Origin of the sequence: Paraburkholderia sp. J7 (genome assembly GCF_905220155.1) — a bacterium.
Classification (GTDB): Bacteria; Pseudomonadota; Gammaproteobacteria; order Burkholderiales; family Burkholderiaceae; genus Paraburkholderia.
The window spans coordinates 54,110-75,293 of sequence record NZ_CAJMYZ010000005.1 but is presented as its reverse complement, the minus strand read 5'-3'; the positions used below and the strand labels follow the sequence as shown (position 1 = coordinate 75,293).

General features: G+C 66.7%; 17 protein-coding genes. 7 read left to right on the top strand and 10 right to left on the bottom strand.

What is annotated here, in order from left to right; all coding sequences use genetic code 11:
• Positions 1 to 9: 9 nt before the first annotated feature.
• From U5A58_RS09775 to U5A58_RS09765, 3 genes are all read right to left on the bottom strand, one after another.
• Positions 10 to 2,052, bottom strand: coding sequence for an EAL domain-containing protein (locus tag U5A58_RS09775; RefSeq protein ID WP_321961288.1), 2,043 nt, complete (start codon positions 2,050 to 2,052; stop codon positions 10 to 12).
• Positions 2,053 to 2,271: 219 nt separating this feature from the next.
• On the bottom strand, positions 2,272 to 3,204 hold the full coding sequence (locus tag U5A58_RS09770) for a 2-hydroxyacid dehydrogenase (protein ID WP_321961287.1): 933 nt from the start codon (positions 3,202 to 3,204) through the stop codon (positions 2,272 to 2,274).
• 67 nt (positions 3,205 to 3,271) lie between these two features.
• Positions 3,272 to 4,252, bottom strand: coding sequence for an AraC family transcriptional regulator N-terminal domain-containing protein (locus U5A58_RS09765; protein WP_415774198.1), 981 nt, complete (start codon positions 4,250 to 4,252; stop codon positions 3,272 to 3,274).
• A 191-nt stretch (positions 4,253 to 4,443) separates the two neighbouring features.
• Here U5A58_RS09765 and U5A58_RS09760 point away from each other — a divergent pair, with 191 nt between their 5' ends.
• Together U5A58_RS09760 and U5A58_RS09755 are read left to right on the top strand one after the other, a co-directional pair.
• A complete protein-coding gene (locus U5A58_RS09760; RefSeq protein ID WP_321910438.1) occupies positions 4,444 to 5,496 on the top strand; it encodes an NAD(P)-dependent alcohol dehydrogenase in 1,053 nt (350 codons plus the stop codon).
• A 322-nt stretch (positions 5,497 to 5,818) separates the two neighbouring features.
• Positions 5,819 to 6,781 (top strand): LysR family transcriptional regulator, encoded by a 963-nt coding sequence (locus tag U5A58_RS09755; RefSeq protein ID WP_321961286.1) that lies wholly within the window; start codon positions 5,819 to 5,821, stop codon positions 6,779 to 6,781.
• Between the two features lie 13 nt (positions 6,782 to 6,794).
• Here the strand turns inward: U5A58_RS09755 and U5A58_RS09750 are convergent, their stop codons facing one another.
• Positions 6,795 to 7,436, bottom strand: a complete 642-nt coding sequence (locus tag U5A58_RS09750) for a C39 family peptidase (RefSeq protein WP_321961285.1) — start codon at positions 7,434 to 7,436, stop codon at positions 6,795 to 6,797.
• Positions 7,437 to 7,743: 307 nt separating this feature from the next.
• Between U5A58_RS09750 and U5A58_RS09745 the strand changes: the two genes are divergently transcribed.
• Entirely contained in the window at positions 7,744 to 8,598 is an 855-nt protein-coding gene (locus tag U5A58_RS09745) for a helix-turn-helix domain-containing protein (RefSeq protein WP_321910432.1), read from the top strand.
• A 619-nt stretch (positions 8,599 to 9,217) separates the two neighbouring features.
• On the opposite strand, the gene U5A58_RS09740 is transcribed toward U5A58_RS09745, so the two are convergent.
• The gene (locus U5A58_RS09740; protein ID WP_321961284.1) at positions 9,218 to 11,113 is read right to left on the bottom strand and encodes a hybrid sensor histidine kinase/response regulator; all 1,896 of its coding nucleotides are present in this window, start codon (positions 11,111 to 11,113) and stop codon (positions 9,218 to 9,220) included.
• A gap of 10 nt (positions 11,114 to 11,123) precedes the next feature.
• Complete coding sequence (locus tag U5A58_RS09735; RefSeq protein WP_321961283.1) at positions 11,124 to 11,663, bottom strand: molybdopterin-dependent oxidoreductase; 540 nt, start codon at positions 11,661 to 11,663, stop codon at positions 11,124 to 11,126.
• Positions 11,664 to 11,948: 285 nt separating this feature from the next.
• Here U5A58_RS09735 and U5A58_RS09730 point away from each other — a divergent pair, with 285 nt between their 5' ends.
• Entirely contained in the window at positions 11,949 to 12,896 is a 948-nt protein-coding gene (locus U5A58_RS09730; RefSeq protein ID WP_321916888.1) for a phosphoribosyltransferase, read from the top strand.
• A gap of 8 nt (positions 12,897 to 12,904) precedes the next feature.
• Here U5A58_RS09730 and U5A58_RS09725 read toward each other — a convergent pair whose 3' ends face one another.
• The gene (locus U5A58_RS09725) at positions 12,905 to 14,581 is read right to left on the bottom strand and encodes an ATP-dependent helicase (RefSeq protein WP_321961282.1); all 1,677 of its coding nucleotides are present in this window, start codon (positions 14,579 to 14,581) and stop codon (positions 12,905 to 12,907) included.
• Between the two features lie 221 nt (positions 14,582 to 14,802).
• On the opposite strand from U5A58_RS09725, the gene U5A58_RS09720 reads away from it, so the two are divergent.
• Together U5A58_RS09720 and U5A58_RS09715 are read left to right on the top strand one after the other, a co-directional pair.
• The gene (locus U5A58_RS09720) at positions 14,803 to 15,429 is read left to right on the top strand and encodes a glutathione S-transferase (RefSeq protein ID WP_321916886.1); all 627 of its coding nucleotides are present in this window, start codon (positions 14,803 to 14,805) and stop codon (positions 15,427 to 15,429) included.
• A 57-nt stretch (positions 15,430 to 15,486) separates the two neighbouring features.
• A complete protein-coding gene (locus tag U5A58_RS09715) occupies positions 15,487 to 16,113 on the top strand; it encodes a Fur family transcriptional regulator (RefSeq protein ID WP_321916884.1) in 627 nt (208 codons plus the stop codon).
• Positions 16,114 to 16,261: 148 nt separating this feature from the next.
• Here U5A58_RS09715 and U5A58_RS09710 read toward each other — a convergent pair whose 3' ends face one another.
• From U5A58_RS09710 to U5A58_RS09700, 3 genes are all read right to left on the bottom strand, one after another.
• Positions 16,262 to 16,672, bottom strand: a complete 411-nt coding sequence (locus U5A58_RS09710; protein WP_321961281.1) for a response regulator — start codon at positions 16,670 to 16,672, stop codon at positions 16,262 to 16,264.
• A gap of 219 nt (positions 16,673 to 16,891) precedes the next feature.
• A complete protein-coding gene (locus U5A58_RS09705) occupies positions 16,892 to 18,433 on the bottom strand; it encodes a deoxyribodipyrimidine photo-lyase (RefSeq protein ID WP_321961516.1) in 1,542 nt (513 codons plus the stop codon).
• A gap of 89 nt (positions 18,434 to 18,522) precedes the next feature.
• Entirely contained in the window at positions 18,523 to 19,278 is a 756-nt protein-coding gene (locus U5A58_RS09700) for a TetR/AcrR family transcriptional regulator (RefSeq protein WP_321961280.1), read from the bottom strand.
• Between the two features lie 111 nt (positions 19,279 to 19,389).
• Here U5A58_RS09700 and U5A58_RS09695 point away from each other — a divergent pair, with 111 nt between their 5' ends.
• Complete coding sequence (locus U5A58_RS09695; RefSeq protein ID WP_321961279.1) at positions 19,390 to 20,958, top strand: MDR family MFS transporter; 1,569 nt, start codon at positions 19,390 to 19,392, stop codon at positions 20,956 to 20,958.
• The last annotated feature ends 226 nt before the right edge of the window (positions 20,959 to 21,184 follow it).

Sequence of the window (21,184 nt, the reverse complement as noted above, 5' to 3'; positions counted from 1 at the left end):
CGATCTCTGCTACGCGGCCGAGATGATGGCCTCGATCAGCCCGTTCAGCGCAACGCGCCACGCTTCGCTGTGCGGGCCTTCAGTCAGCAGCGCGCCGACCACCTCACGATGCAACGCGTCGCGTTGCTCGCCCGCAGGCAGAATGGCGCCGAAGCCCGCGAGCGACTGCGCGAGGGGTACGTTGGCGTCCTCGCCTGCTGCGCGCGTCAACGCGCGCAGCAGGTTTTGCGCCGCTTCGGGCACGGCCGCGATCATGAGCATGCGCTCTTCCCAGATCACGAAGCGCGCCAGCCGCGCAAGCAGGCTTTCCGTTCCCGCGCCGCCTTCGGAGGCCGAGGTGAAGGCCGGCGTCGTATCGAGCCATTCGATCAGGCGCGCACCCTCCATCGGCTTGCCGATGACATAGCCTTGCGCGCCATCGACGCCGAGAATGGCAAGCGCATGCAGCAGGTCGAGCGTGTCGATGCCTTCGGCGAGCACGAGCCTGCCCAGCGAGTGCCCGAGACGCGTCAACTGGTAGATCACGCGCAGCGTATCGAGCGCGTCGCCTCCCTTCACCTGCACCATTTCGCGGTCGAGCTTGATCCAGTCGAACGGCAATTCGCGCAGACGCGTGAGACCGCTATGCCCGGCGCCGAGATCGTCCTGCGCGAGCAGCACGCCTAGCTCACGGAACTTCGCGAGAATGGCGCGCTGCCCCTGGCTCAACGAAAGTGATTCGTTTTCCAGAACTTCCAGCGTGAGGCGTGCGGCCGGGCAACGGTGCGCGGCGAGCGCCGTGCGGGTCGCTTCGAAATAGCGGATGTCGTTGAGCGCCGCAGGCGGCAGGTTGATCGACACATCGAGGTCGCGGCCTTCGGCGTACCAGCGTTCGCGGTCGGCGAGCGCCTGATCGATGCCGCGCGCGAAGAGCGCGAGCAGATCGTCGGAGGAGAGCGCCGAGAGAAACACGTCCGGCACGAGCAGGCGTTCCCCGTCGCGCAGGCGCGCCAGCGCTTCGACCTTGGTCGCCTTGCCCGTTGCGAGGCTGAGCAGCGGCTGGTAGTGCATTTCCAGCGCGCCGGTGCGCACGAGCGCCGCCCACTGCTGGCGTACGCTCACCGGCACCGCGGCGCTCAGGCCGTCACTGCCGGGTATGCGCATTGCCGCGCCGCCGAGCAACGTTTGCAGCAAATCGACGAAAGCCACCTGATCGGGCCCGACGAAACCGCCCGGAAACGCGCTATACAGACACAGCACGGCGAGCGGCGGCTGCCCGGGCGCGGCAAGCGGAATCGCCACCGAAGAGCGCACGCCTTCGCGCGCCGCGAGATCGCGCCACGGCGCAACGAGCGGATCGGTCTGGTAGTTGACCACGCGCTCGGGCTTGCCGCTGCGCCACGCGCGCCCAATGGCGCCCTGCCCTTGCGGATGATCGGCGCGCACACTGATTTCCTGGTCGTGCGCGGCGAGCACATTGAGCATGCCGCCTTCAGTCTTGCCGCCTGCGCCGGCCTCGAAGTGAAAGATGCCCGCTTCATCGGGACGGCCGATGGCGCAGGCTGTCACTTCGTCGTGCGCCGCCAGTGCAGCGATCACCTGATCGATGAAGTTCGTATAGCTGCCGGCTTCCCACACGAGACGCGTGATGCGCATCAGCGCCTCCTGCTGCGAATCCTGCACGGCCTGATACGCCTTCAGTTGCCACGCGAGATCGGAAGTCAGCCGGCGCGCATAGAGCGAAAGCTGCTGCGTGCTCACGTTGCGGCCAACGTCCGCGTAGATCAACTCCTGCAGAATGCCGCGGCTGCGTACGAGCTCTTCCTTGTCGAGCCCGACAATGGCGTGAATACGGCCAATGCGCTGCGCCATGTCTTCGTGTTCGCGCGCGGTGAGGCCGAGGTTGGCAAGGGCAAGGAGATTCTGGACCTGGCGCGCCTTCAGGTGTGCGAGTTCCGCACCCGACAGCATTTCGAGGATGCGGCGGGATTTGGGCAGGCGGCCCAGTTCCTCGTAGAAGCGGTTCACCACGTGGGACGCGTGCTCTTGCAGCGCGCCGATCAGCGTTTTCATCTTTGAGCCTTCGATATCACCGCTCTGGCGTCACGGCCCAGATGTGCAAAATGCGCAGGGTGTCACGCCAGATTCATGGCCGATGTGGTCACTAGCAGCCGCTCGAACAGCGATTCTGGCTCGCACAGAGGAATGATACGTCATGCGCCGCGAGCGTCTGCGCGCGGCGGCATACAGAAGGCACGGGGGCCGCTAACAGCGCCCAACGCCCGCCAAACGTCAAAGCGGCGTGAGCAGCGCCTCGCCCGCGAAGTGCCGCGCCGCGTTCTCGGCGAAGTGGCGCACGGTGGCGTTGCGCACGTCGGGCGACGTGCCGGCCACGTGCGGCGTGAGCACAATGTTGTCCAGCCCGATGAGCGCGGCGGGTGGATGCGGCTCGCCCTCATAGACGTCGAGCCCCGCGCCGCCGAGCGTGCCCGCCTTCAGCGCGAGTGCGAGCGCGGCCGTATCGACCACGCTGCCGCGCGAAACGTTGACGAGAAAACCTTGCGGCCCCAGCGCGTCGATCACGGCGCGGTCGATCAGATGCTTCGTTTGCGCGCCACCCGGCGTCGCAATCACGAGAAAGTCGCTCCATTGCGCAAGCGCCATCACGCTCTCGAAGTAATGCGCCTGTGCACCTTCACGCGGCTTGCGGTTGTGATAGCCGAGTGCCATGCCAAAGCCCGCCGCGCGCCGCGCGACCTTCTCGCCGATATGCCCGTAGCCGACGATGCCAAGCCGCCGCCCCGTGACCGTGGGGCGCATGGGCAGCGCGTCGCGCCAGACGCCGGCGCGGCAAGCAGCGTCGAACTGCGGCACGGCGCGCACGGCCGCGAGCAGCAGTGCGAGCGCGTGGTCGGCCACGCAGTCGGCATTGACGCCCGCGCCGTTGCACAGCGCGATGCCACGCTCGCGCGCATGGTCGAGCGCGATGTTCTCGTGGCCCGCGCCAAGCGCGCCCGCGAGTTCGAGCGCGGGCATGCGGTCGATTTCGTCGGCGGTGAGGCCCGTCGTGCCGTTCGTGAGCACCACGCGCACGTCCTTGCCGTGCTCCGCAACCGCTTTGGCGCGCGCATCGGCGTCGGGCGCGTAGATCACATCGAACGTTTCGCCGAACGCGGCGAGGTCTTCATCGGTCAGCACAATCAGGACCAACAGGCGTGGCTTCATCGTTGTGTCACCCTTTCGTTTTTGTTTCGATGTGCGAATCGAGTGCCGCAGCGCCCGCGCGCAGGCGTCACACGGCCGTCACGTAGCGCGGCGGCAAGACCTCCACGCGCGGCGCGGCCGCGGCGGCTGCGGCATCGCGCGCGCGGCGCATCTGGTCGGCGGGGCTCATGCCGAACAGGCGCTTGAATTCGCGGCTGAACTGCGACGCGCTTTCATAGCCCACGCGCGTGGCGGCCGCGCTCACGGTCAGGCCGTCGTGCGTGATCAGAAGACGCGCATGATGCAGGCGCGTGGTCTTCACGTACTGCATGGGCGAAGTCGAGGTGACGGCCTTGAAGTGCGCATGAAAGACGGCAAGGCTCATGCCCGCCTCGGAGGCCAGCGTTTCGACGTCGAGGTCGCCGCGGTAGTCCGTGTGAATGCGCCGCAGCGCCTTCGCAATGCGCCCGAAGTGATGCTGGTGCGTGAGCGCCGCGCGAATCGCGTCGCCCTGCTCGCCCATGAGCACGCGGTAGCAGATCTCGCGCACGATCGAAGGCCCGAGAATGCGCGCCTCGTGGGACTGCGCAAGGGCTTCGAGCAAGCGCAGCACGGCGTTCGAGAGCGTGGCGTCGAGCGGCGTGGCGTAGATGCCCGAGGGTTCGGACACGGCGCGGCGCGGGTCGTCGAGCGCCATGAGCAGTTCGGCGACGGTCGTCAGATCGACGCGGATCGAGATCGCGAGAATCGGCTTCTCGGGGCTCGCCTCAGTCTCGCACTCGAACGGCATCGGCACCGAGAGGACCAGATATTGCTGAGCGTCGTAGACAAAGACCTGGTCGCCGAGAAAGCCGCGCTTGCGCCCCTGGCAGACGATGAAGATGCTCGGTTCGTACATGACCGGCCGGCGCGGGTGGCTTTCGCTGCCGCGGTAAAGCCGCACGCCTTCGACCGGCGTGTCGTGCACGCCGTCGCGCTGCGTGAGTTGCATGAGCAGGTCGACCGTGCGCGCCTGCGTGGCGGCCACCGGCGCGATAGCCGCCGCCGCGAGGGTTTTGACGTAGCCCATATCGGTTGTGCCCCAAAAGATGAAATCAGGCAGAGAAACAGGCTTGCCAATCTATCACCGAACCGGTGGATGTGCTGCGCGCCAGGAGAATCAGGCAAGTCTTCGATAGCTTCAGGTATTCCCTGGGTGGGCCCCGATCCTTACGATGGGAACCCTGCCGCAACACCCACGCACCAGAGGAGAGCAAACCCATGTACCCAACTTACGGATATGCCGCCCGCGACGCCGCGTCGCCGCTCGCCCCGTTCGAATTCCAGCGCCGCGACCTGCGCGAACTCGACGTTCGTATCGACGTGCTGTTCTGCGGCGTGTGCCACTCCGACCTGCACCAGGCGCGCGACGAATGGCGCAACACGATCTACCCGGTCGTGCCGGGCCACGAGATCGTCGGCCGCGTGGCCGAGGTTGGCAACGGCGTCACGAAGTACAAGGTGGGCGAACTCGTTGGCGTGGGCTGTCTCGTCGACTCGTGCCGCACCTGCCCGAGCTGCGCCGAAGGCCTCGAACAGTATTGCGAGAACGGCTTTGTCGGCACCTATAACGGCACCGACCGCGTGAGCGGCGACGTGACCTACGGCGGCTACTCCACGCAGCTCGTGGTGGACGAAGCCTTCGTGCTGCGCGTGCCCGAAAACCTCGAACTGGCCGCCGTCGCGCCGCTCCTGTGCGCCGGCATTACGACGTACTCGCCGCTGCGCACGTGGGGCGCGGGTCCCGGCAAGAAGGTCGGCATCGTGGGTCTCGGCGGCCTTGGCCACATGGGCGTGAAGCTCGCGCACGCCATGGGCGCGCATGTGGTGCTGTTCACCACGTCGCCCTCGAAGATCGAAGACGGCAAGCGTCTCGGCGCCGACGAAGTCGTGATTTCGAAAGACCCGGAGCAAATGGCTAAACACGCCAACAGCTTCGACCTGATCGTGAACACGGTGGCCGCGCAGCACGACCTCAACCCGTTCATCGAGCTGCTGCGCCGTGACGGCACGATGACGCTGGTGGGTGCGCCCGAGCACGATCACCCGTCGCCGCAAGTGTTCAACCTGATCATGAAGCGCCGCCGTCTGGCTGGCTCGCTGATCGGCGGTATTGCAGAAACCCAGGAAATGCTGGACTTCTGCGGCAAGCATGGCATTACGTCCGATATCGAAATGATCAAGATGCAGGACATCAACAACGCCTACGAGCGCATGCTCAAGAGCGATGTGAAGTACCGCTTCGTGATCGACCTCGATTCGCTGCGCAAGTAACTCGCAACTGGCGCGCAAGCATCGCGTGGGCCACACGCACCGCTCGCACTGCGCATTCAGACGTAACACCCTGCCCCGCCGGGCCATCCATTCCGGATGGCCCGCCAGCCCTTCCCCTTCGAGGCCTTCCTTTTTGGCCTCCCGTAGTCGAGCCGGCGCCCGCGTGCGCCGCCATCCAATCGTCATCGCCGTTTAACCGCTGAGCGTCGCTTTCCGCGAGACGCCGGCACCGCGAAGCGTATTCATCGCTACGCGGCTCACCCATTTTCTGCAGCAGCGCGGATTTCGTTCAAGCCTCAAGCCCATCGTTAGGAGCTCGCCCGTGATCGACCGCATCCAGGCGATGCGCACGTTCGTGCGCATCGTCGACACCAATAGTTTCACCAAAGCCGCGCAGTCGCTGGATATGCCGCGCGCCAGCGCCACCACGCTGATGCAAAACCTCGAATCGCTGCTCGGCACGCAGTTGCTTGTGCGCACCACGCGGCGTCTTTCGCTCACGCCCGAAGGCGCTGCGTATTACGAGCGCGCTGCGCAGATTCTCGCCGACATCGACGATGCCGAAGCGAGCGTGCGCCAGACGCCTGGCGCGATCGGCGGCCGCTTGCGCGTGGAGATGCCGGGCCTCATCGCCAACGCGATCGTGCTGCCCGCGCTCGACGACTTCCACGCGCGCCATCCGCAGATCGACCTCGTGATCGGCGTGAGCCTGCGTAACGTCGACCTCGTCGGCGAAGGCGTGGACTGCAGCATCCAGTTGGGCGAGCTGCCCGACTCGGGGCTCGCGGCGCGGCGCCTCGGCGTGCTCGAGCACGTGACCTGCGCGAGCCCCGCGTACCTCGAGCGGCACGGCGCGCCACAATCGCTCGACGATCTCGCGCAGCATCCGGTCGTGAACTTCCTTTCGCCGCTCACGGGCCGCCCGTTCGAGTTCGACTTCGAGGTGGATGGCAGCCCGACCAAGGTGAAGGTGGACGGCTTCGTGCATGTTTCCGACGAGTTCGCCTACCTCACCTGCGGCCTGCAGGGCTATGGCCTGATCCAGCCGCCGCTGCTCGCGGCGCAGCCATACCTGGATCGCGGCGCGCTGCAAGAGGTGCTGCCGCAGTGGAAGCCGCTGCCCACACCGGTTTCGGTGGCGTTCGTGAAGTCGCGCCAGCTGTCGCCGCGCGTGCGCGTGTTCGTCGACTGGCTCGCGGAGCTGTTCGCGGACGCGGGTGCGATCAACCGCGATCTCTCGCGCGTACAGCAGTTATTGGGCGGCCTGCAGCCGGCGCCGGCCTGAGGCAGGCGCGCGTTCAGCGCGGCCGGGTGAGCGCCATGCCCCGCCGCGCGTGAAAGCGCGCGACCGTCTCGTAGGGCAGCCACGCATCCGCCTGATACGGCGCGATGCCCGATGGATTGTGGAACCAGACGCCGCCGTCACCACGACCGTGCAGCAGGATCAGGTGGCCGCCCCGGCCAGGATTGACCCGCTCGGGGTAGCGGATCTCGGGGCTCACGGAGACGATGGCGAGCGTTTGCGCATCGATGCGCGCGGCGCTCGCCTCGATGCCCTCATCGGTCATCACTTCCACGCGCACGCCGAACGCCGCTTCCACCCATCCGGCGAACGGACGGTAGATCAACCCATCCACGCCGCCATCTTCACGCACGCGATAGACGCCGTGCCGCAACGCCTCTTCGAGCAGCTGCGCGCGCGGCGCATGCGCGACGCCCCAATAGTCGAGCGCCGATTCGAGGCAGGTCAGGCCGCACAGGCGCTTCGCCCAGAAGCGATAGGCATCGGCCTGCGTGAAGCCGCTCGCGCGCCAGTGCGGGTCCTCGCACGGGTCGGCGCCGCGCTCGACGATGGGCGCCACCCAGTCGGCGCTGCCCCACTGGCTGTAATACGGCACGCCTTCATGGCGCCATGTCCTGCCTTTGCACACCTCGCTCAAACGATACCCCTCGATGTAGTAAGGTTGATTGGCCGCGCGCGAACGCGCGGCGTTAAAAATCGTGCATCTTCCCGCAATGTCGCGAATATCGTAAGCACCGCGTAAACGGAGCCGAATATACGCTTACATTCCCGTTATTCAGCGCCAACTTACATTTAGCTAAAATAGCGCCGTCTTTTGGTATTTGATGCGATTAGAATAGCGTGCTCCCGTGTGCAGCTTGCGCGAGGTCCAGTCATACTGGCCTCACGGCGCCACGGCATGATCTATCAGAAACTGAATCTACGAGTCCCCCCTTTTGAGCAGTATGTCGAACGTTGCCTACACAACCGACTCGGCGTCGGTCGCGGAGCGCGTACGCGAGCTGATGAGCCGTCACGGCATTGGCAAGCGTCAGCAAACGACCGAGCTGTGCCGGATTCTTGACCTGAGCTTTTCGCAAGGGCACCGCAAGCTGCGCGGGAACAGCCCGTGGACGCTCGCGCAGATCAAGAAAGTGGCTGAAGCGTTCGGCGAACCTGCGGGCCAGTTGTTCGGCGCGCAGTTGCTCGACCCCGGCATGGTCGGCGCGAGCGCTCAGGAGGCGACGCTCTGCGTGAGCGCGGCCGAGCTGCCGTGCACCGCGTGGATTGGCGCCCCGGTCGAGGCGGGCAGCCGCCCCGACTTCGTCGCCTACGAAAAGCTGGGCCAGTGGCGCGTCGTGCGCCCGGACGGGGCGCTCTACCAGAACGCGCGCGAAGTCCACAAGATCGAGATCTACCCGCGCCGCGCCGAGTCAGACAAGCCGCTCATTGCCGTCGTGGACGACGACCAGTCGTCGGCCGACAACCTGCGCGACTATCTCGAGCACAGCGGTTACGCGGCGCTCGCGCTCTACGGCCTCGCGGCATTCAACGAAGCGCTCGAGAACAATGTGTTCGACGGCGTGGTGATCGACTGGCTGTTCGGCAGCCAGACCGCCGCTGAGGCGATCCGCAGCATACGCGGGTCCGAGAACCCTGATGCGCCTATTTTCGTGCTGACCGGCGAGCTGCTGACCGGCAAGGCCAGCGAGTCGGAGATCAGCCAGGTCGTGCGGCACTACAACGTGGCGTGCTATGAAAAACCAGCGCGCATGGCGATTCTCGTTGCCGATCTTTCCAAGCGGCTCAATCGCGGGTGAGGGCTGCTGGGCGCAGCGTTTTTGTTTGTTGCGGTTCCTCGCTGCTTTGGCCTTTCCTTGTTTTCGCGGCGGTATGCCAGCGTTGCCCCTGTGCGGGGCGGCACCTACTTTTCTTTGCAGCGGCAAAGAAAAGTAGGCAAAAGAAAGCCGCTCAAACCGCTAGCGCCTGCCACAGTTCACCTCGCGCCACCCCAGGTGAATGGCTCCGGAGCGTCTGCCACCTCGCACCATTCTCGTTAGTGACAAGGGGCTCATCCGTTCCCGCTGCTCGCTACGCGCGCAGCGGCCGGGTCTGCAAGGCAAACCAAGGGTACGAGTCCGCACTTGCGAGAACTCACGCGCCCCAATGGTTTTTGGTTATGCCCTTCGGGGCGCGTAGCGCCGCCGGAAGGATGAGCGCTTTGTCACTCAGTTCGGTGGTGCGAGGTGACAGACGCTCCGGAGCCATTCACCTGTCGTGGCGCGAGATGAACTGTGGCAGGCATTAGCGGTTTGAGCGGCTTTCTTTTGCCTACTTTTCTTTGCCGCTGCAAAGAAAAGTAGGTGCCGCCCCGCACAGGGGCAACGCTGGCATACCGACGCGAACACAAGGAAAGCCCAAAGCGGCAAGAGGCACCATTCAAGCCGCGGCCCGCGGCACGCTCAGCGCCCGCTGCAACGCCGCACGCAGCACCTCGTAATGCACCGGCTTCGTGAGCCGGTCGAAAAACGGCGCGCCCTCGCCGCCCGAGGCACCATTGCCCGCATGGTCCGCAATCGCCGCAAGCCCCGCCACATCGGCGCTCACCGCGATCACGCGCGGCTGCCCGAGCACATCCTGCGCGGTTAGAAGCCCCGCGACGAAATCGTACCCGTCGCGCCCCGGCATATGCAGATCGAGCAGCACGACATCGCACGCCTCGTGGGCAAGCAGCCCAAGCGCGCTATCTGCATCGCCGGCCGCGAGCGCGCGGTAGCCCATATGCGCGACCATCTCGCACAGCGAATCGCGCACGAGCGGGTTGTCGTCCACGACGAGCACCTGCGGCAGCGCCCGCACAGGCAGCGCCGCTTCGGCCACGGCCGCGGGCGCCGGCGGCTCGACCGGCGTGACGGGAATGCGCACGGTGAAGGTCGTGCCTTTGCCCACTCGGCTTTGCGTCTCGATCGTGCCGCCGAACAGCTCGACGAGGCCCCGCACGATCGCGAGCCCCATGCCCGCGCCCTCGTAGCGCCGCGAACGCGACGTGTCGAGCTGCGTGAACTCCTTGAAGATGAGCGGTATCTGGTCCGCCGCCACACCCGGCCCCGTGTCGCCAACGACGATCACGAGCGTGTCGCCGCCTGCCAGCCGCACGGCTCCTTCCTCGCCATTCAAGGGCCGCGCGGCCCGCGCGGGCGCCTGCAGCCAGAATTCGAGCCGCACCTTGCCGCGCTCCGTGTAGCGGATCGCGTTCGTGACGAGGTTGCCGGCGATCTGGCGGATGCGGTGCGGGTCGGCCACCACGCGCCGCTGCGGCCCCACCCACGCGTGCTCGAACGCGAGCCCGCGCGAGCGCGCGGCCTGCTCGTTTTCGTCGACGATCGACTGCAGCAGTTCGCGCGGCTCGAACTCTTCCTGACGCAATTCGAGCTTGCCCGCGCCAAGGCGCGCGTAGTCGGTGAGATCCTTCATCTGCGCTTCGAGCTGGCGTGCGGCGGTTTCGAGGCGATGGATCACCTTGCGGTCGGCTTCCGAATGCGAGTTGAAGCCGAGCAGTTCGATCGACGAGACGATTGCGTGCAGCGGCGTGCGCAGTTCGTGGCTGATCATGCCAAGGAAGGCGTCCTTCGCCATGCTCGCCTCGCGCGCGGCGCGGCTCGCCTGGTGCTCGGCTTCGAGCGCCGCGCGCTGCTGGTCGAGGAGCCGGGTGCGCCGGTAGCCGTTCATCACGAGCAGCACGCCCGCCGCCGCCGAAAGCACGAGCAGCACGAGCCCCGACGCAAACAGTTCGCGCCGCTTGGCGATAAAATCGTGCCGGATCGCCTCGCGCTCGGTCACGTCGGCGAAACGGCGGTTCAGCGCCAGGTCGGTCACCTGGGTCCAGTGCAGGTCGAGCGCCTTGAGCATCGGCACCGCGCGTTCGGGGTTGTCCGCGAGCGTCGCGATTTCGGCCTCGAACGGGGAAATGGTCGCGGCCAGAATGGCGAGATCGGCGTCCTGGCGCCGCTTCAAACCCGGCGTGGCGTCGAGCGACAGCGTCGAGCCCTTCATCACGTTGAGCTTCGACTGCAGCACTTCATAGCGCAGCCGCACCTTGTCGAGATCGCGGTCGATGCCGTCCGCGAACATCAGCAACTGGCTCTCGAAGCGCGCGTAGGCGATCTGGAGCTGTGCGGCGTCCCAGTACAGGCCGTCGTAATTGCCCGTGATGCGCTGCACGACCTGCGGGTTGAGCAGGTTCGCATAAAGCAGATAGCCGACCGCCACCACGGGCGGCGCAAGCGCCGCCATCCAGATGATCGCCTGCAGCAGGCGTCGCAAGGGTCGTCGCATCAGCCGCCAGTCACCGCTTGATCGTCATTGACTTGATCTGCCACGCGAACTTCGCATCGCCGGCCGCGCCGTCGAGCTCGAGCGGATGCTGGTCGCGTGGATAAATCAGGAACAACGGGCCGAAATTGCTCACCTTCAGGCGCTCGCCGTTCATCTCGTAGGCCACCACCACGCCATAGCGCGCGGCGTCGGCTACGGGCACCACGCAGGTGTAGTCGTCGAGCGTGTGGATCTCGATCTGGCTGCCGTAGGCGCCCACCGTCTTGAGCACGTCCGAGAGCAGCGGGCCCGTGAAGGTCGAGCGCGGCGTCCAGGTCGTGGCCGTCGTGATCGAATGCGCGGGCAGCGCAAGCAGCTGCGCCTCAGTAAAGTGATACGCCGTATGGGCCGCGTTGTTGGTCACGCGCACCTCGCCGTCCACGTCGAGCGAGAGCGAACCCGCAGAACCCGCCGCCTGCGCCGCATGTGCAAACTGCACGAACGGCAACAGCGCGCCCGCGAGCGCGAACCCCGCCACGGCGGCCCAGCGCCGCCAGCCTGGCCATCCCATCCCATGCCACATCTTGCCCGAGCCCTTTCGCGCGATGATTCGCGTCGTTGTCGTGTGTCTTTGCGCGGCGCTGCGCCGCGTTTTTCTGCTGCTGGTCCCGCCATTTCCCGCGGCTTCCCGCTTCCTCCACCCGCCATGCCAGCAGGCGCTGGTGAGCATAGGCATAATATCGTCAAACATTGCGCTGACAATAGCCGTCTTTTTCTCGCACGCCGCTATCGGAAACGCGCGTTGTGCATTTGCCGCACATTTGCCTGGCACGCGCTTCGTCACTCATTTCAACCCATGGATAAACCTGTCGTTCCGCTCACCTACGAACAGCTCGATCACTGGGTCGAGTCGCTGCAACCGGCGCTGATCGCTGAGGAATTCGACCTCGTGGTCGGCATTTTGCGCGGCGGCGCGCCGCTCGCGCTGATGGTTTCGCACGCAACGGGTGCGGGCGTCGCGTTCCTGCGCTACGACCGCGCCACGCGCGAAGTGCGCTGGGACTCCACATTGCCGCTGCCCGAGCCGGGCGCGAAAGTGCTGCTGTGCGAGGACATCGCGGGGCGCGGCCATACGCTCGTGGACTGCATCGCGTTTCTGAGCGAGCACGGGCTCGTCGTGCGCACGCTCACCGGCGCCTATGACGACCTCAGCCGTTTGCGCCCCGATTATTCGATCGATGCAAGCGGCTATTTCGCGCTCTTCCCGTGGGAGCGCCAGGCCTACACCGACCGCTACCGCGCCGACTGGATTCGCGACGGCGACGGCGAGGGCACGCGCATGGCCGACGACCACGAGTACGCCGTCTACGCGATCGATCTCGACGGCGTCCTGCTCCCCGACATTCCGGTTGCGCGCTACGACGAAGACCTCGTCGCCGCGCTCGCCGAGCGCGATGAACTGGTGCCGTTCGAGCGCCTGCCCGGCATCGACCTGAAGCGCGCGCGCGCGATCATCACGGGGCGTCCCGAGATCGACCGCGAGCGCACACTCGCCTGGCTCGAGCGTCACGGCTTTGGGCACCTCGAACTGATCATGCGCCGGCCGGACGAGCACGACGACACGGCCGCAGCCGTGGCCGCGCACAAGGCCGCCGCGGCCATTCGCAGCGGCGTCACGCACTTCATCGAGAGCGATCCGGTCCAGGCCATCCTGATCGCCCAGAGCGCGCCGCTGTTGCGCGTGATCTGGTGGAACGCCCACGCGCGCACGGGCACGCTGATCGGCGCCTCGGCCTGGAGCTGAGCAAACCGTCACACGCCGCCGCGCTGGCCCTCGATGAAGCGGGCGGCGCGTGGCGACGCCACCACGATGAGCTTCATGGCCGCGCGCGTCGCGCCAACGAAGAGCTTGCGCGCGGCGCGCTCGTCGAATGCCTCGAAATCCACCTCGGTCAGGATCACGCACGGTGCGGACTGCCCCTTGAAGCGGTAGATCGAATCGAGCAGCACGTCGCCTTCGCGGTACTGCGGATTGCCGAACAGGTCGTACTGGCCCGTGAAGCTGCGCAGCCGGTGCGGGCCGAGCTGGTCGAGCGCCGTGAAAAGCGAATGCTCACGCCCGCGATAAGACAGCACAACGATGTCCTGCTTACGAAAGCCGAGCGAGAGCGCCTGCGTGATCGCACGTTTGGTCGCCAGAACCACGCCGGGCTCGGCGCCAGGTTCCGTGTCATGCTCGTCCCAGCTCGCCACTGTCACATCGGAGCCATCGAACGGACTGCCCGCCGCAAGCTGCGCGATGGCGGGCACGGTCGGTCCGGCCACGTCGCGCAGGAACGCGAGGATGTCGCGCGGGCTGCGGTAGTTCGTGTTCTCGCGCAGCACGGTCCAGCCCGCCAGCGCGAGCGGCTCGCGCACGTACAGGTTCTGCAGCGGATCTTCGAGCCACCACCACGCAGCGTCTGGCCGCAACAGACGCTCGAGCGCGCCGACCCACGGTTGCTGAAAATCCTGCCCCTCGTCGACGATCAGCACGTCGAACTGCCAGCGCCCGGCAACCGGCATCTCGCCGAAGCGCCGCACGAGCTCGTCGAATGCGCCGGGGCTTTCGAAATCGGGCACGTGGCCGCCGTCGCGCGCGACCCAGTCGCAGAGCTGGTGATAGGTCGCCACCCTCGCTTCGGGCGGCGCGAGCTGCGCGATGTGATCCGCGAGCGGCCGGTTGAAGCACACGTACAGCGTGCGCGCACCGCGCGCCACGGCGTCCTTCATGACCTGCACGGCCAGTTGCGTCTTGCCCGAGCCCGCTGTGCCGATTACACGCAGCCGGAACGGCGCGAATTCGAGCCGGCGCGCCCACGTGGCGAGGCCGCCCGCGAGCCGCGTGACGAGCGTGCCCGCCGCGCCGACCAGTGCGCTGGTGTCGGGCGTAAGCGACAGTTCGTCGGCGAGAAAGTGATGGATTTTCGCGGCGCACGGCAGGCGCGGCTCGTCGGCGGGCATGGCCTCGAGCACGATGGCGGCGAGCTGCGTCTTGCGCGTGGCGTCGACGATGCGCGCGGGATTCACCCCAGCGATCGCCGGCTCGCGCACCACGTGGTCAGGGCAGTAGAACAGCTCTTCGAGCACGTAGGTGCCGGCGCCGAACGTTGCGGTGAAGCGCCGGTGCAGCCCTTCGACGGTGCGCGCCAGCGCGATCGCCACGTTGCGCTCGGTCTGCATGTAGGCCTTGACGAGCCCGCCCGGCGTTTCGCGCAGAAAGCCCGTTTTCTGCTCGACGATCATCACGCGCCCGGCCGGGCTCACGATCACGAAATCGGCCTCGCCGAAGACCGAAAAGCCTTCGGAAAGGCGCGTCCAGTGCACGCCGTGATAGACGGTGTAGCCATTGGGCAATCCGCGTGCGAGCGCGGCGAGCGTTTCGCGCTCCCGCGCGGCAGCGCCGGTGGCTTCGAGATGCTGCCAGTCGTCGGGGACAATGCGGGCCATAAGCGGGTCTCGGGCGTACGTTTGGGTGCGAGGCGGCACGCCCGCGCGGGAAATCGAGGGAGCGGTGCCGCACGAATCGGGCGCGGCGGGGGAACGCGAGGCGCTGCGCAGCGCCTATTCTACGAAATGCATGGCGGCGCAAAAAACCGCGCGAGAATCGTGTATCGTGGCGGCCTGCGCCAGGCTTGACCCTTTTTCCCCTTGCAAGGAGTACGCGCCAGATGATCACGATCTGGGGACGCGCCAATTCGGTGAATGTCCAGAAAGTCCTGTGGTGTTGCGATGAACTCGTCCTGCCGTTCCAGCGCATCGACGCGGGCGGCCCGTTCGGGCATCTCAACGAGCCTTCCTATCTCGCCATGAATCCGAACGGCAAGATCCCGACGATCTCGGACGGCAATTTCGTGCTGTGGGAGTCGAACGCGATCCTGCGCTATCTGGCGATGGAGTACGGTCCCTCGAGCCTGCTCTACCCGACCGACCCGAAGGTGCGCGCCTCGATCGAGCGCTGGCTCGACTGGTCGATGAGCACGCTCGCGCCCGCCGAGCGCCCGGTGTTTCTCGCGCTCGTGCGCACGCCGCCGGAGAAGCGCGACACCGCGAAGATCGCCGCCGATCTCGATCAGCTGACGCCGCTGTGGAGGCTGCTCGACCACCACCTGCAAGGCCGCTTCTTCCTCGAAAACGAGCGCTTCTCGCTCGCGGACATCGTGCTCGGCGCGTACGCACGGCGCTGGTTCGGGCTCGAAGGTGTGGAGCGCGAGCCGCTGCCGAACCTCGAACGCTGGTATCAGCGCATTGCGCAGCGCCAGGGCTTCCGCAAGTACATCGATCTGCCGCTCACCTGAGCGGCCAATCCAGGACGGCGCGGGCGGCCCGGCGGCGCGCCCCGTATAATCGCAAGCATGAAGACAGCAAAACCGTCCCCGGACGCCTCCGCCTTGCACAGTCACACGCACGGCGAGACGCACGACCACGATCACGGCCACTCGCACGGCGCCCAAGGCGCAACGCTTGAGTCCGCGCTCGCGATGGCCGAGGCCTATTGCCGCGAGCGCGGCGAAAAGCTCACGCCGATCCGCCGCAAGGTGCTGGAACTGCTGCTCGCCTCGGGACGCGCCACCAAGGCGTATTCGCTGCTCGACGAAATGCGCCAGATCCATCCGGGTTCGGCGCCGCCCACGGTCTACCGGGCGCTCGATTTCCTGCTTTCGGCTGGACTGATTCACCGCATCGAGTCGATCAACGCGTTCGCCGTTTGCCACGACCTCACGCAGTGCCAGCACGGCATTCTCGTGGTGTGCCAGCAGTGCGGCAATGTCACCGAGCTGCACGAGCCGAAGCTGCGCCAGGCGCTCGTTGCGCAGATCGAGGCCGCGGGTTACCGGCTCGCCGGCGACGGGATCGAGCTGAAGGGACTCTGCGCGCAATGCCAGGAGAGTCAGGCGAATCAGCCGAATCAGGCTGGCAAGCCCGCGCAGCCAGGCGCGGCTGCCGCGCCCGAAGCGGCGCAGTCCTCGTCCGTTAGCTAATCGTTATTGCCCGCCGTTGCGCGCGGGCAATCGAGGACGATCGCGCACAATCGCGGACAATCGCGAGCAATACGCCAGCCGCGCCGCATGTCGCGGCGCCTCAGTCCCTCAGCACCCGCACGTTTCCCGCTTCGCTACGCGCGCCGCCTCAGAGCGACTGGCGCGCGTCGATTGCGTCGCTCAAGAGCGTCACGAGTTCCTCCGGCTGGGCCGGCTTGGTCATGAAGTGCTGGAATCCTTCGCCGATACTGCGCAAACGCCAGCTTTCGTCGGTATGGCCCGTGAGCGCGACCGCGACGGTCGGTGCGTGATCGCCGCGAATTTCGTAGTCGCGCAGACGCTGGATCAGGTAGAAGCCGTCCATGGCCGGCAGGTCGAGATCGCAGACCACGGCGTCGGGGTGCAGGCTCAGGGCCGCTTCGACGCCCGTTTCTGCGTCTTCGACCGCCACGACGTGCGCGCCCTCCGCCTCCAGCAGCGAAGTCAGTGACGCCCGGCTGTGCGGGTCGTCTTCGACGAGGACAATGGTCGTCCGGTCGAGCTTGTGTACTGCGTTCATTGTGTTTGCTTACATGCCTTTCTGTCTGTCAGGCCGATTGCCGCGAGGCTGCGAGCCCGGCGTGATGCTGGGCGCGCGGCACCGCGGGCCGTCCTGATAGAGCAATCTTAATGCCGTCTGGTTCCGGCGTGCTGAGCGTGCGTCCATCCGCGCCGCGCACAATAGCCGCAACACAAGACAGCCCGATGACGGCCGCGCTCACGCTTTGCCGCCCTGCTTTTAACCCTGCTCCCGGCCCTCTTGCGAAGCGGCGAAGCCCTTGGCTTTGCCGGTTTGCGCATAGGCTTCGAGTGCACGCTGGCGCGCCAGTTCGTGCTCGACAACAGGTTCCGGGTAATCCTTGCCAAGGCGCACGCCCGCCGCTTCCAGCTGCTGCGCGCCGGCCTTCCACGGCTGGTGCACGAGCGCATCGGGCAGGGCCGCCAACTCCGGCACCCACTGGCGCACGTAGGCGCCGCGCGGGTCGAACTTCTGGCCCTGGAGCACCGGATTGAAAATGCGGAAATACGGGGCGGCGTCCACGCCCGAGCCCGCCACCCACTGCCAGTTGGCCGGGTTGCTGGCCGGGTCGGCGTCCACGAGCGTGTCCCAGAACCAGGACTCCCCCGCGCGCCAGTCGATCAACAGGTGCTTGGTCAGGAACGACGCCACGACCATGCGCACTCGGTTGTGCATCCACCCCGTGTGCCAAAGCTCGCGCATGCCGGCGTCGACGAGCGGATAGCCGGTCAGCCCGCGTTGCCACGCTTTCAGGCCAGCGGCGTCCTTACGCCACGGCATGGCGTCGAACGCGGGACGCAGGTTGCGCGTCGCCAGATCGGCGTAGTGAAAGCGCTGGTAGTGGCAGAACTCCCGCCAGCCCAATTCGCTTGCGAACTTCTCCGCGCTCGTGGCGCGCCGCGCCGAGCCGCGGCCGTGCGCGTGCTGCGCCGCCTTGAGCGCCGCCCAGACCTGGCGCGGCGAAACGGCGCCGACGGCGAGATACGGGGAAAGACGGCTCGTGGCGGCGTCGCCGGGCTCGTCGCGCTCGCCGGCGTAAGCGTCGAGGTCGGTGGCAAGGAACGCTCGCAGGCGCTCCAGTGCGGCTTCCTCACCCGCTGGCCAGGCCGCGCGCAAGCCGCCCGACCAGTCGGGCGAGCGTGGCGCGAGACCGAGCGCGTCGAGTTTCGATGCGCGCTGGGTAAGACGTGCTGGCAACGATTGAAAAATCATCCGTTCGGGCTCGCCTTGCGGCGGCGGCGGGTCCCCCACGCGCAGGCAAGCGCGCCAGTAGGCGCTGAACACCCGAAACGGCTCACCGGACTGATTGAGCACCGTCCACGGCTCGTTGAGGAGCTGCCCGTTGAAGCTTTCGACATGCACGCTGCGCTCGCGCAGCGACGTTTTGAGCGCGCGGTCGACCTCGCGTTGCGCCGCGCCGTAACGGCGATTCCAGTACACGGCTTGCGCGCCGGTTTCCGTGACGAGGGCGTCCAGCGTTGCCGCTTCGTCGCCTTGCAGGAGAAGCAGGCGGCCGCCGCGCGCCGTTAGCGCGGCATCGAGCGCGCGCAGCGACTCATGACGCCACCAGCGCGCCGCGCCGCCCTCCGGGCGTTCGCCCGAGGCATTCGGATCGTGAATCCAGACGCAGATCAGCGGAAGTCCGCTCGCGGCAGCCTGCGCGAGCGCTGGCTGATCGGCAAGCCGGAGATCATCGCGAAACCAGACGATGGCGGGCGCTTGCCTGGAAGAAGCGCGGGAAGAAACGGAAGAAGAAGGCAGACCGGACCTCGACCGGGAAACATTCGCGCGGCACAGCGCACGAGCCGTGCCGCAAAGGTCACGGAGCGTACCACGGCGCGCGGCGGCGATTAATCCGTATCAATGCCCGTATGAATGCCCGTATCAACGCGCGTATCGGCGGGGCTGTCTACGCGGGCCGGTCCCACGCCTTGCGTGATGAGCGCGACCGCATGACGCGCGATCGTCTCGACGCCAACATGGGGCTGCGCCGCGTCGCCGCGCCATATCTGGCTGGTGGCGAGCGGCAGCAGCGTGAGGCCCATCAGCGACTGGAACAGCAGCGAAGGCTCCAGCGCCGCGTTGAGCCGGCCCTCGCGCTGCCAGCGCGCAATCGCCGTGTGGGCTTTTTCCTGGTTCTCGCGGCCCAGGCGCTCGAGCATGCGCTGGCGCAGCACGCCGCCCTCGCTGATGACGTCGCGCACCCACAGCGGCGGAAACCACGGATTGCGCTGCCCCACCGCCACGAAGCGCTGCGCCAGCGCGGTGAGCGCCTTCACGGGATCGTCGGGATGCTCCGCGAAGATGTCGCCGAGCGCTTCGCGCAGCGGCACGAAACGCTCGTCGATCAGCACGTCGATCAGTTGGTCGCGCGTCTTGAAGTAGTAGTGAACCATCGCGGGCGTGACGCCGGCCTCGCGGGCAATGGCGGCAAGCGACGTGTCGAGGATGCCCTGGCGCGCGAACAGCACGAGCGCGGCGTCGATCAGACGCGCGCGCTGCTCCGCCCCACCCACACCGCCGCTCGGCCGGCCGGGGCGGCGCGCGGCGGGCCGGGCTGGCGCGCCGCCGCCTGCGCTGTCGAGGGTGTGTTCTGGCGCTTTCATAGGCGTTCTATCGGTTAGCAACTCGGTAACGAATTGAATTTTGACCAACTGGAATAATTGTCCTAATATTAACCTCCGAATTAATTAAATTCAAGATAGATGGACACGACGATGGAACCCAGCACGAAACATCCTGCGCCCGCCACGGCGGGAGCCAGCGCCAGCGCAAAAGCCGCGGCGACGGCGTCGGGCCCGGCTGCTGCCGATGCCGGCAGCCATCCGCCGATCCGGCTGCTGTTTCCGGCGCTCCTGCTCGTCATGCTGCTCGCGGCGCTCGACCAGACCATCGTCTCGACGGCGCTGCCCACCATCGTCGGCGAGCTGGGCGGACTCGACCGGCTCTCGTGGGTCGTGACGGCCTACCTGCTCACGTCGACGATCGTCGTGCCGCTATATGGCAAGTTCGGCGACCTGTTCGGCCGCAAGATCGTGCTGCAGGCCGCCATCGTGATCTTCCTGATCGGCTCGGCGCTGTGCGGCGTGGCGCAGAACATGGAGCAGCTCATCGTGCTGCGCGCGCTTCAGGGCATTGGCGGCGGCGGCCTCATGGTCGTGACGATGGCCGCCATTGGCGACGTCATTCCGCCCGCGGAGCGCGGCAAGTATCAGGGCATGTTCGGCGGCGTGTTCGGCATCGCCACCGTGATCGGGCCGCTGCTCGGCGGCTTTCTCGTCGAGCATCTGTCGTGGCGCTGGATCTTCTACATCAACCTGCCGCTCGGCGCGATCGCACTCGTGGTGATCGCCGCCGTGTTCAAGCCGCGCGCCGCGCACGTGAAGCACGTGATCGACTACATGGGCGCGGCATGGCTCGCCGCCGCCCTCACCTGCCTGATCCTCTTCACGAGTGAGGGCGGCTCGCTGCTGCCGTGGACTTCGCCCACGCTCTGGCTCACGCTGCTGCTCGGCCTGGTGGCCGTGGCGGGATTCATCCACGAGGAAAAGCATGCGGCCGAGCCCATCATGCCGCTCGAACTCTTCCGCCAGCGCACCTTCGTGCTCGCGAGCCTGATCGGCTTCATCGTGGGCGTGTCGCTGTTCGGCTCGGTCACGTTCCTGCCGCTTTATCTGCAGGTCGTGAAGGGCTCCACGCCCTCGCAGGCCGGCATGCAGATGCTGCCCATGATGGGCGGCGTGCTCGTGATGTCGATCATCACGGGGCGCATCATCAGCAAGATCGGCAAGTACCGAATCTTCCCGATTGCGGGCACGGCGCTCGTGGCCGCGGCGATGATCCTGCTCGCGCGCTTGCAACTCGACACGCCCATTCACCGCATGTACCTCTACATGGGGCTGCTCGGCTGCGGCCTGGGCATGGTGATGCAGGTGCTGATTCTTGCTGTGCAGAACGCCGTGGAGTTTCGCCACATGGGCGTGGCGACGTCGGGCGCAACGCTGTTCCGCTCGATTGGCGGCTCGGTGGGCGTGGCGGCGTTCGGCGCCGTGTTTTCGCACGGGCTGCACGCGCGGCTCGAAAAGGTGCTCACGGCCGACGTGCAACTGCCGCAGCCGCTCACACCCGACGTGATCCACCATCTGCCGCCCACGCTGCACGCGCAGTATCTCGACGCGTTCGCGGGCGCGCTGCACACGGTTTACCTCTCGGCTGCGATCGTGGTGGTGTTCTCGTTCGCGCTGTCGTTGCTGCTGCGTGACGTGCCGCTGCGCAAACAGCATTGAGCGCGCTTCGCCGCTTTTTCCCCTCCAGCCAGCGGATTCCCGCTGGCTTTTTTTGCCTCGCGAACCGGCATCCCATCGGTCTAATGGGGCCCGTTCGCATCATCATTACATTTTCCACACATTTAATTACATTTAGCTAAAATCGCGGGCACCGCGCGCCGGGACCCGGCGGCGCGCGTTCGAACTCTCGCGACGGCTGCATGACGGCCGCTCGCCATAAAACACA

Coding starts and splice junctions, on each gene's coding strand:
- U5A58_RS09775 (WP_321961288.1), bottom strand. CDS start 2,052: ATGAAAACGCTGATCGGCGCGCTGCAAGAGCACGCGTCCCACGTGGTG.
- U5A58_RS09770 (WP_321961287.1), bottom strand. CDS start 3,204: ATGAAGCCACGCCTGTTGGTCCTGATTGTGCTGACCGATGAAGACCTC.
- U5A58_RS09765 (WP_415774198.1), bottom strand. CDS start 4,252: ATGGGCTACGTCAAAACCCTCGCGGCGGCGGCTATCGCGCCGGTGGCC.
- U5A58_RS09760 (WP_321910438.1), top strand. CDS start 4,444: ATGTACCCAACTTACGGATATGCCGCCCGCGACGCCGCGTCGCCGCTC.
- U5A58_RS09745 (WP_321910432.1), top strand. CDS start 7,744: ATGTCGAACGTTGCCTACACAACCGACTCGGCGTCGGTCGCGGAGCGC.
- U5A58_RS09740 (WP_321961284.1), bottom strand. CDS start 11,113: ATGCGACGACCCTTGCGACGCCTGCTGCAGGCGATCATCTGGATGGCG.
- U5A58_RS09735 (WP_321961283.1), bottom strand. CDS start 11,663: ATGGGATGGCCAGGCTGGCGGCGCTGGGCCGCCGTGGCGGGGTTCGCG.
- U5A58_RS09730 (WP_321916888.1), top strand. CDS start 11,949: ATGGATAAACCTGTCGTTCCGCTCACCTACGAACAGCTCGATCACTGG.
- U5A58_RS09725 (WP_321961282.1), bottom strand. CDS start 14,581: ATGGCCCGCATTGTCCCCGACGACTGGCAGCATCTCGAAGCCACCGGC.
- U5A58_RS09720 (WP_321916886.1), top strand. CDS start 14,803: ATGATCACGATCTGGGGACGCGCCAATTCGGTGAATGTCCAGAAAGTC.
- U5A58_RS09715 (WP_321916884.1), top strand. CDS start 15,487: ATGAAGACAGCAAAACCGTCCCCGGACGCCTCCGCCTTGCACAGTCAC.
- U5A58_RS09710 (WP_321961281.1), bottom strand. CDS start 16,672: ATGAACGCAGTACACAAGCTCGACCGGACGACCATTGTCCTCGTCGAA.
- U5A58_RS09700 (WP_321961280.1), bottom strand. CDS start 19,278: ATGAAAGCGCCAGAACACACCCTCGACAGCGCAGGCGGCGGCGCGCCA.
- U5A58_RS09695 (WP_321961279.1), top strand. CDS start 19,390: ATGGAACCCAGCACGAAACATCCTGCGCCCGCCACGGCGGGAGCCAGC.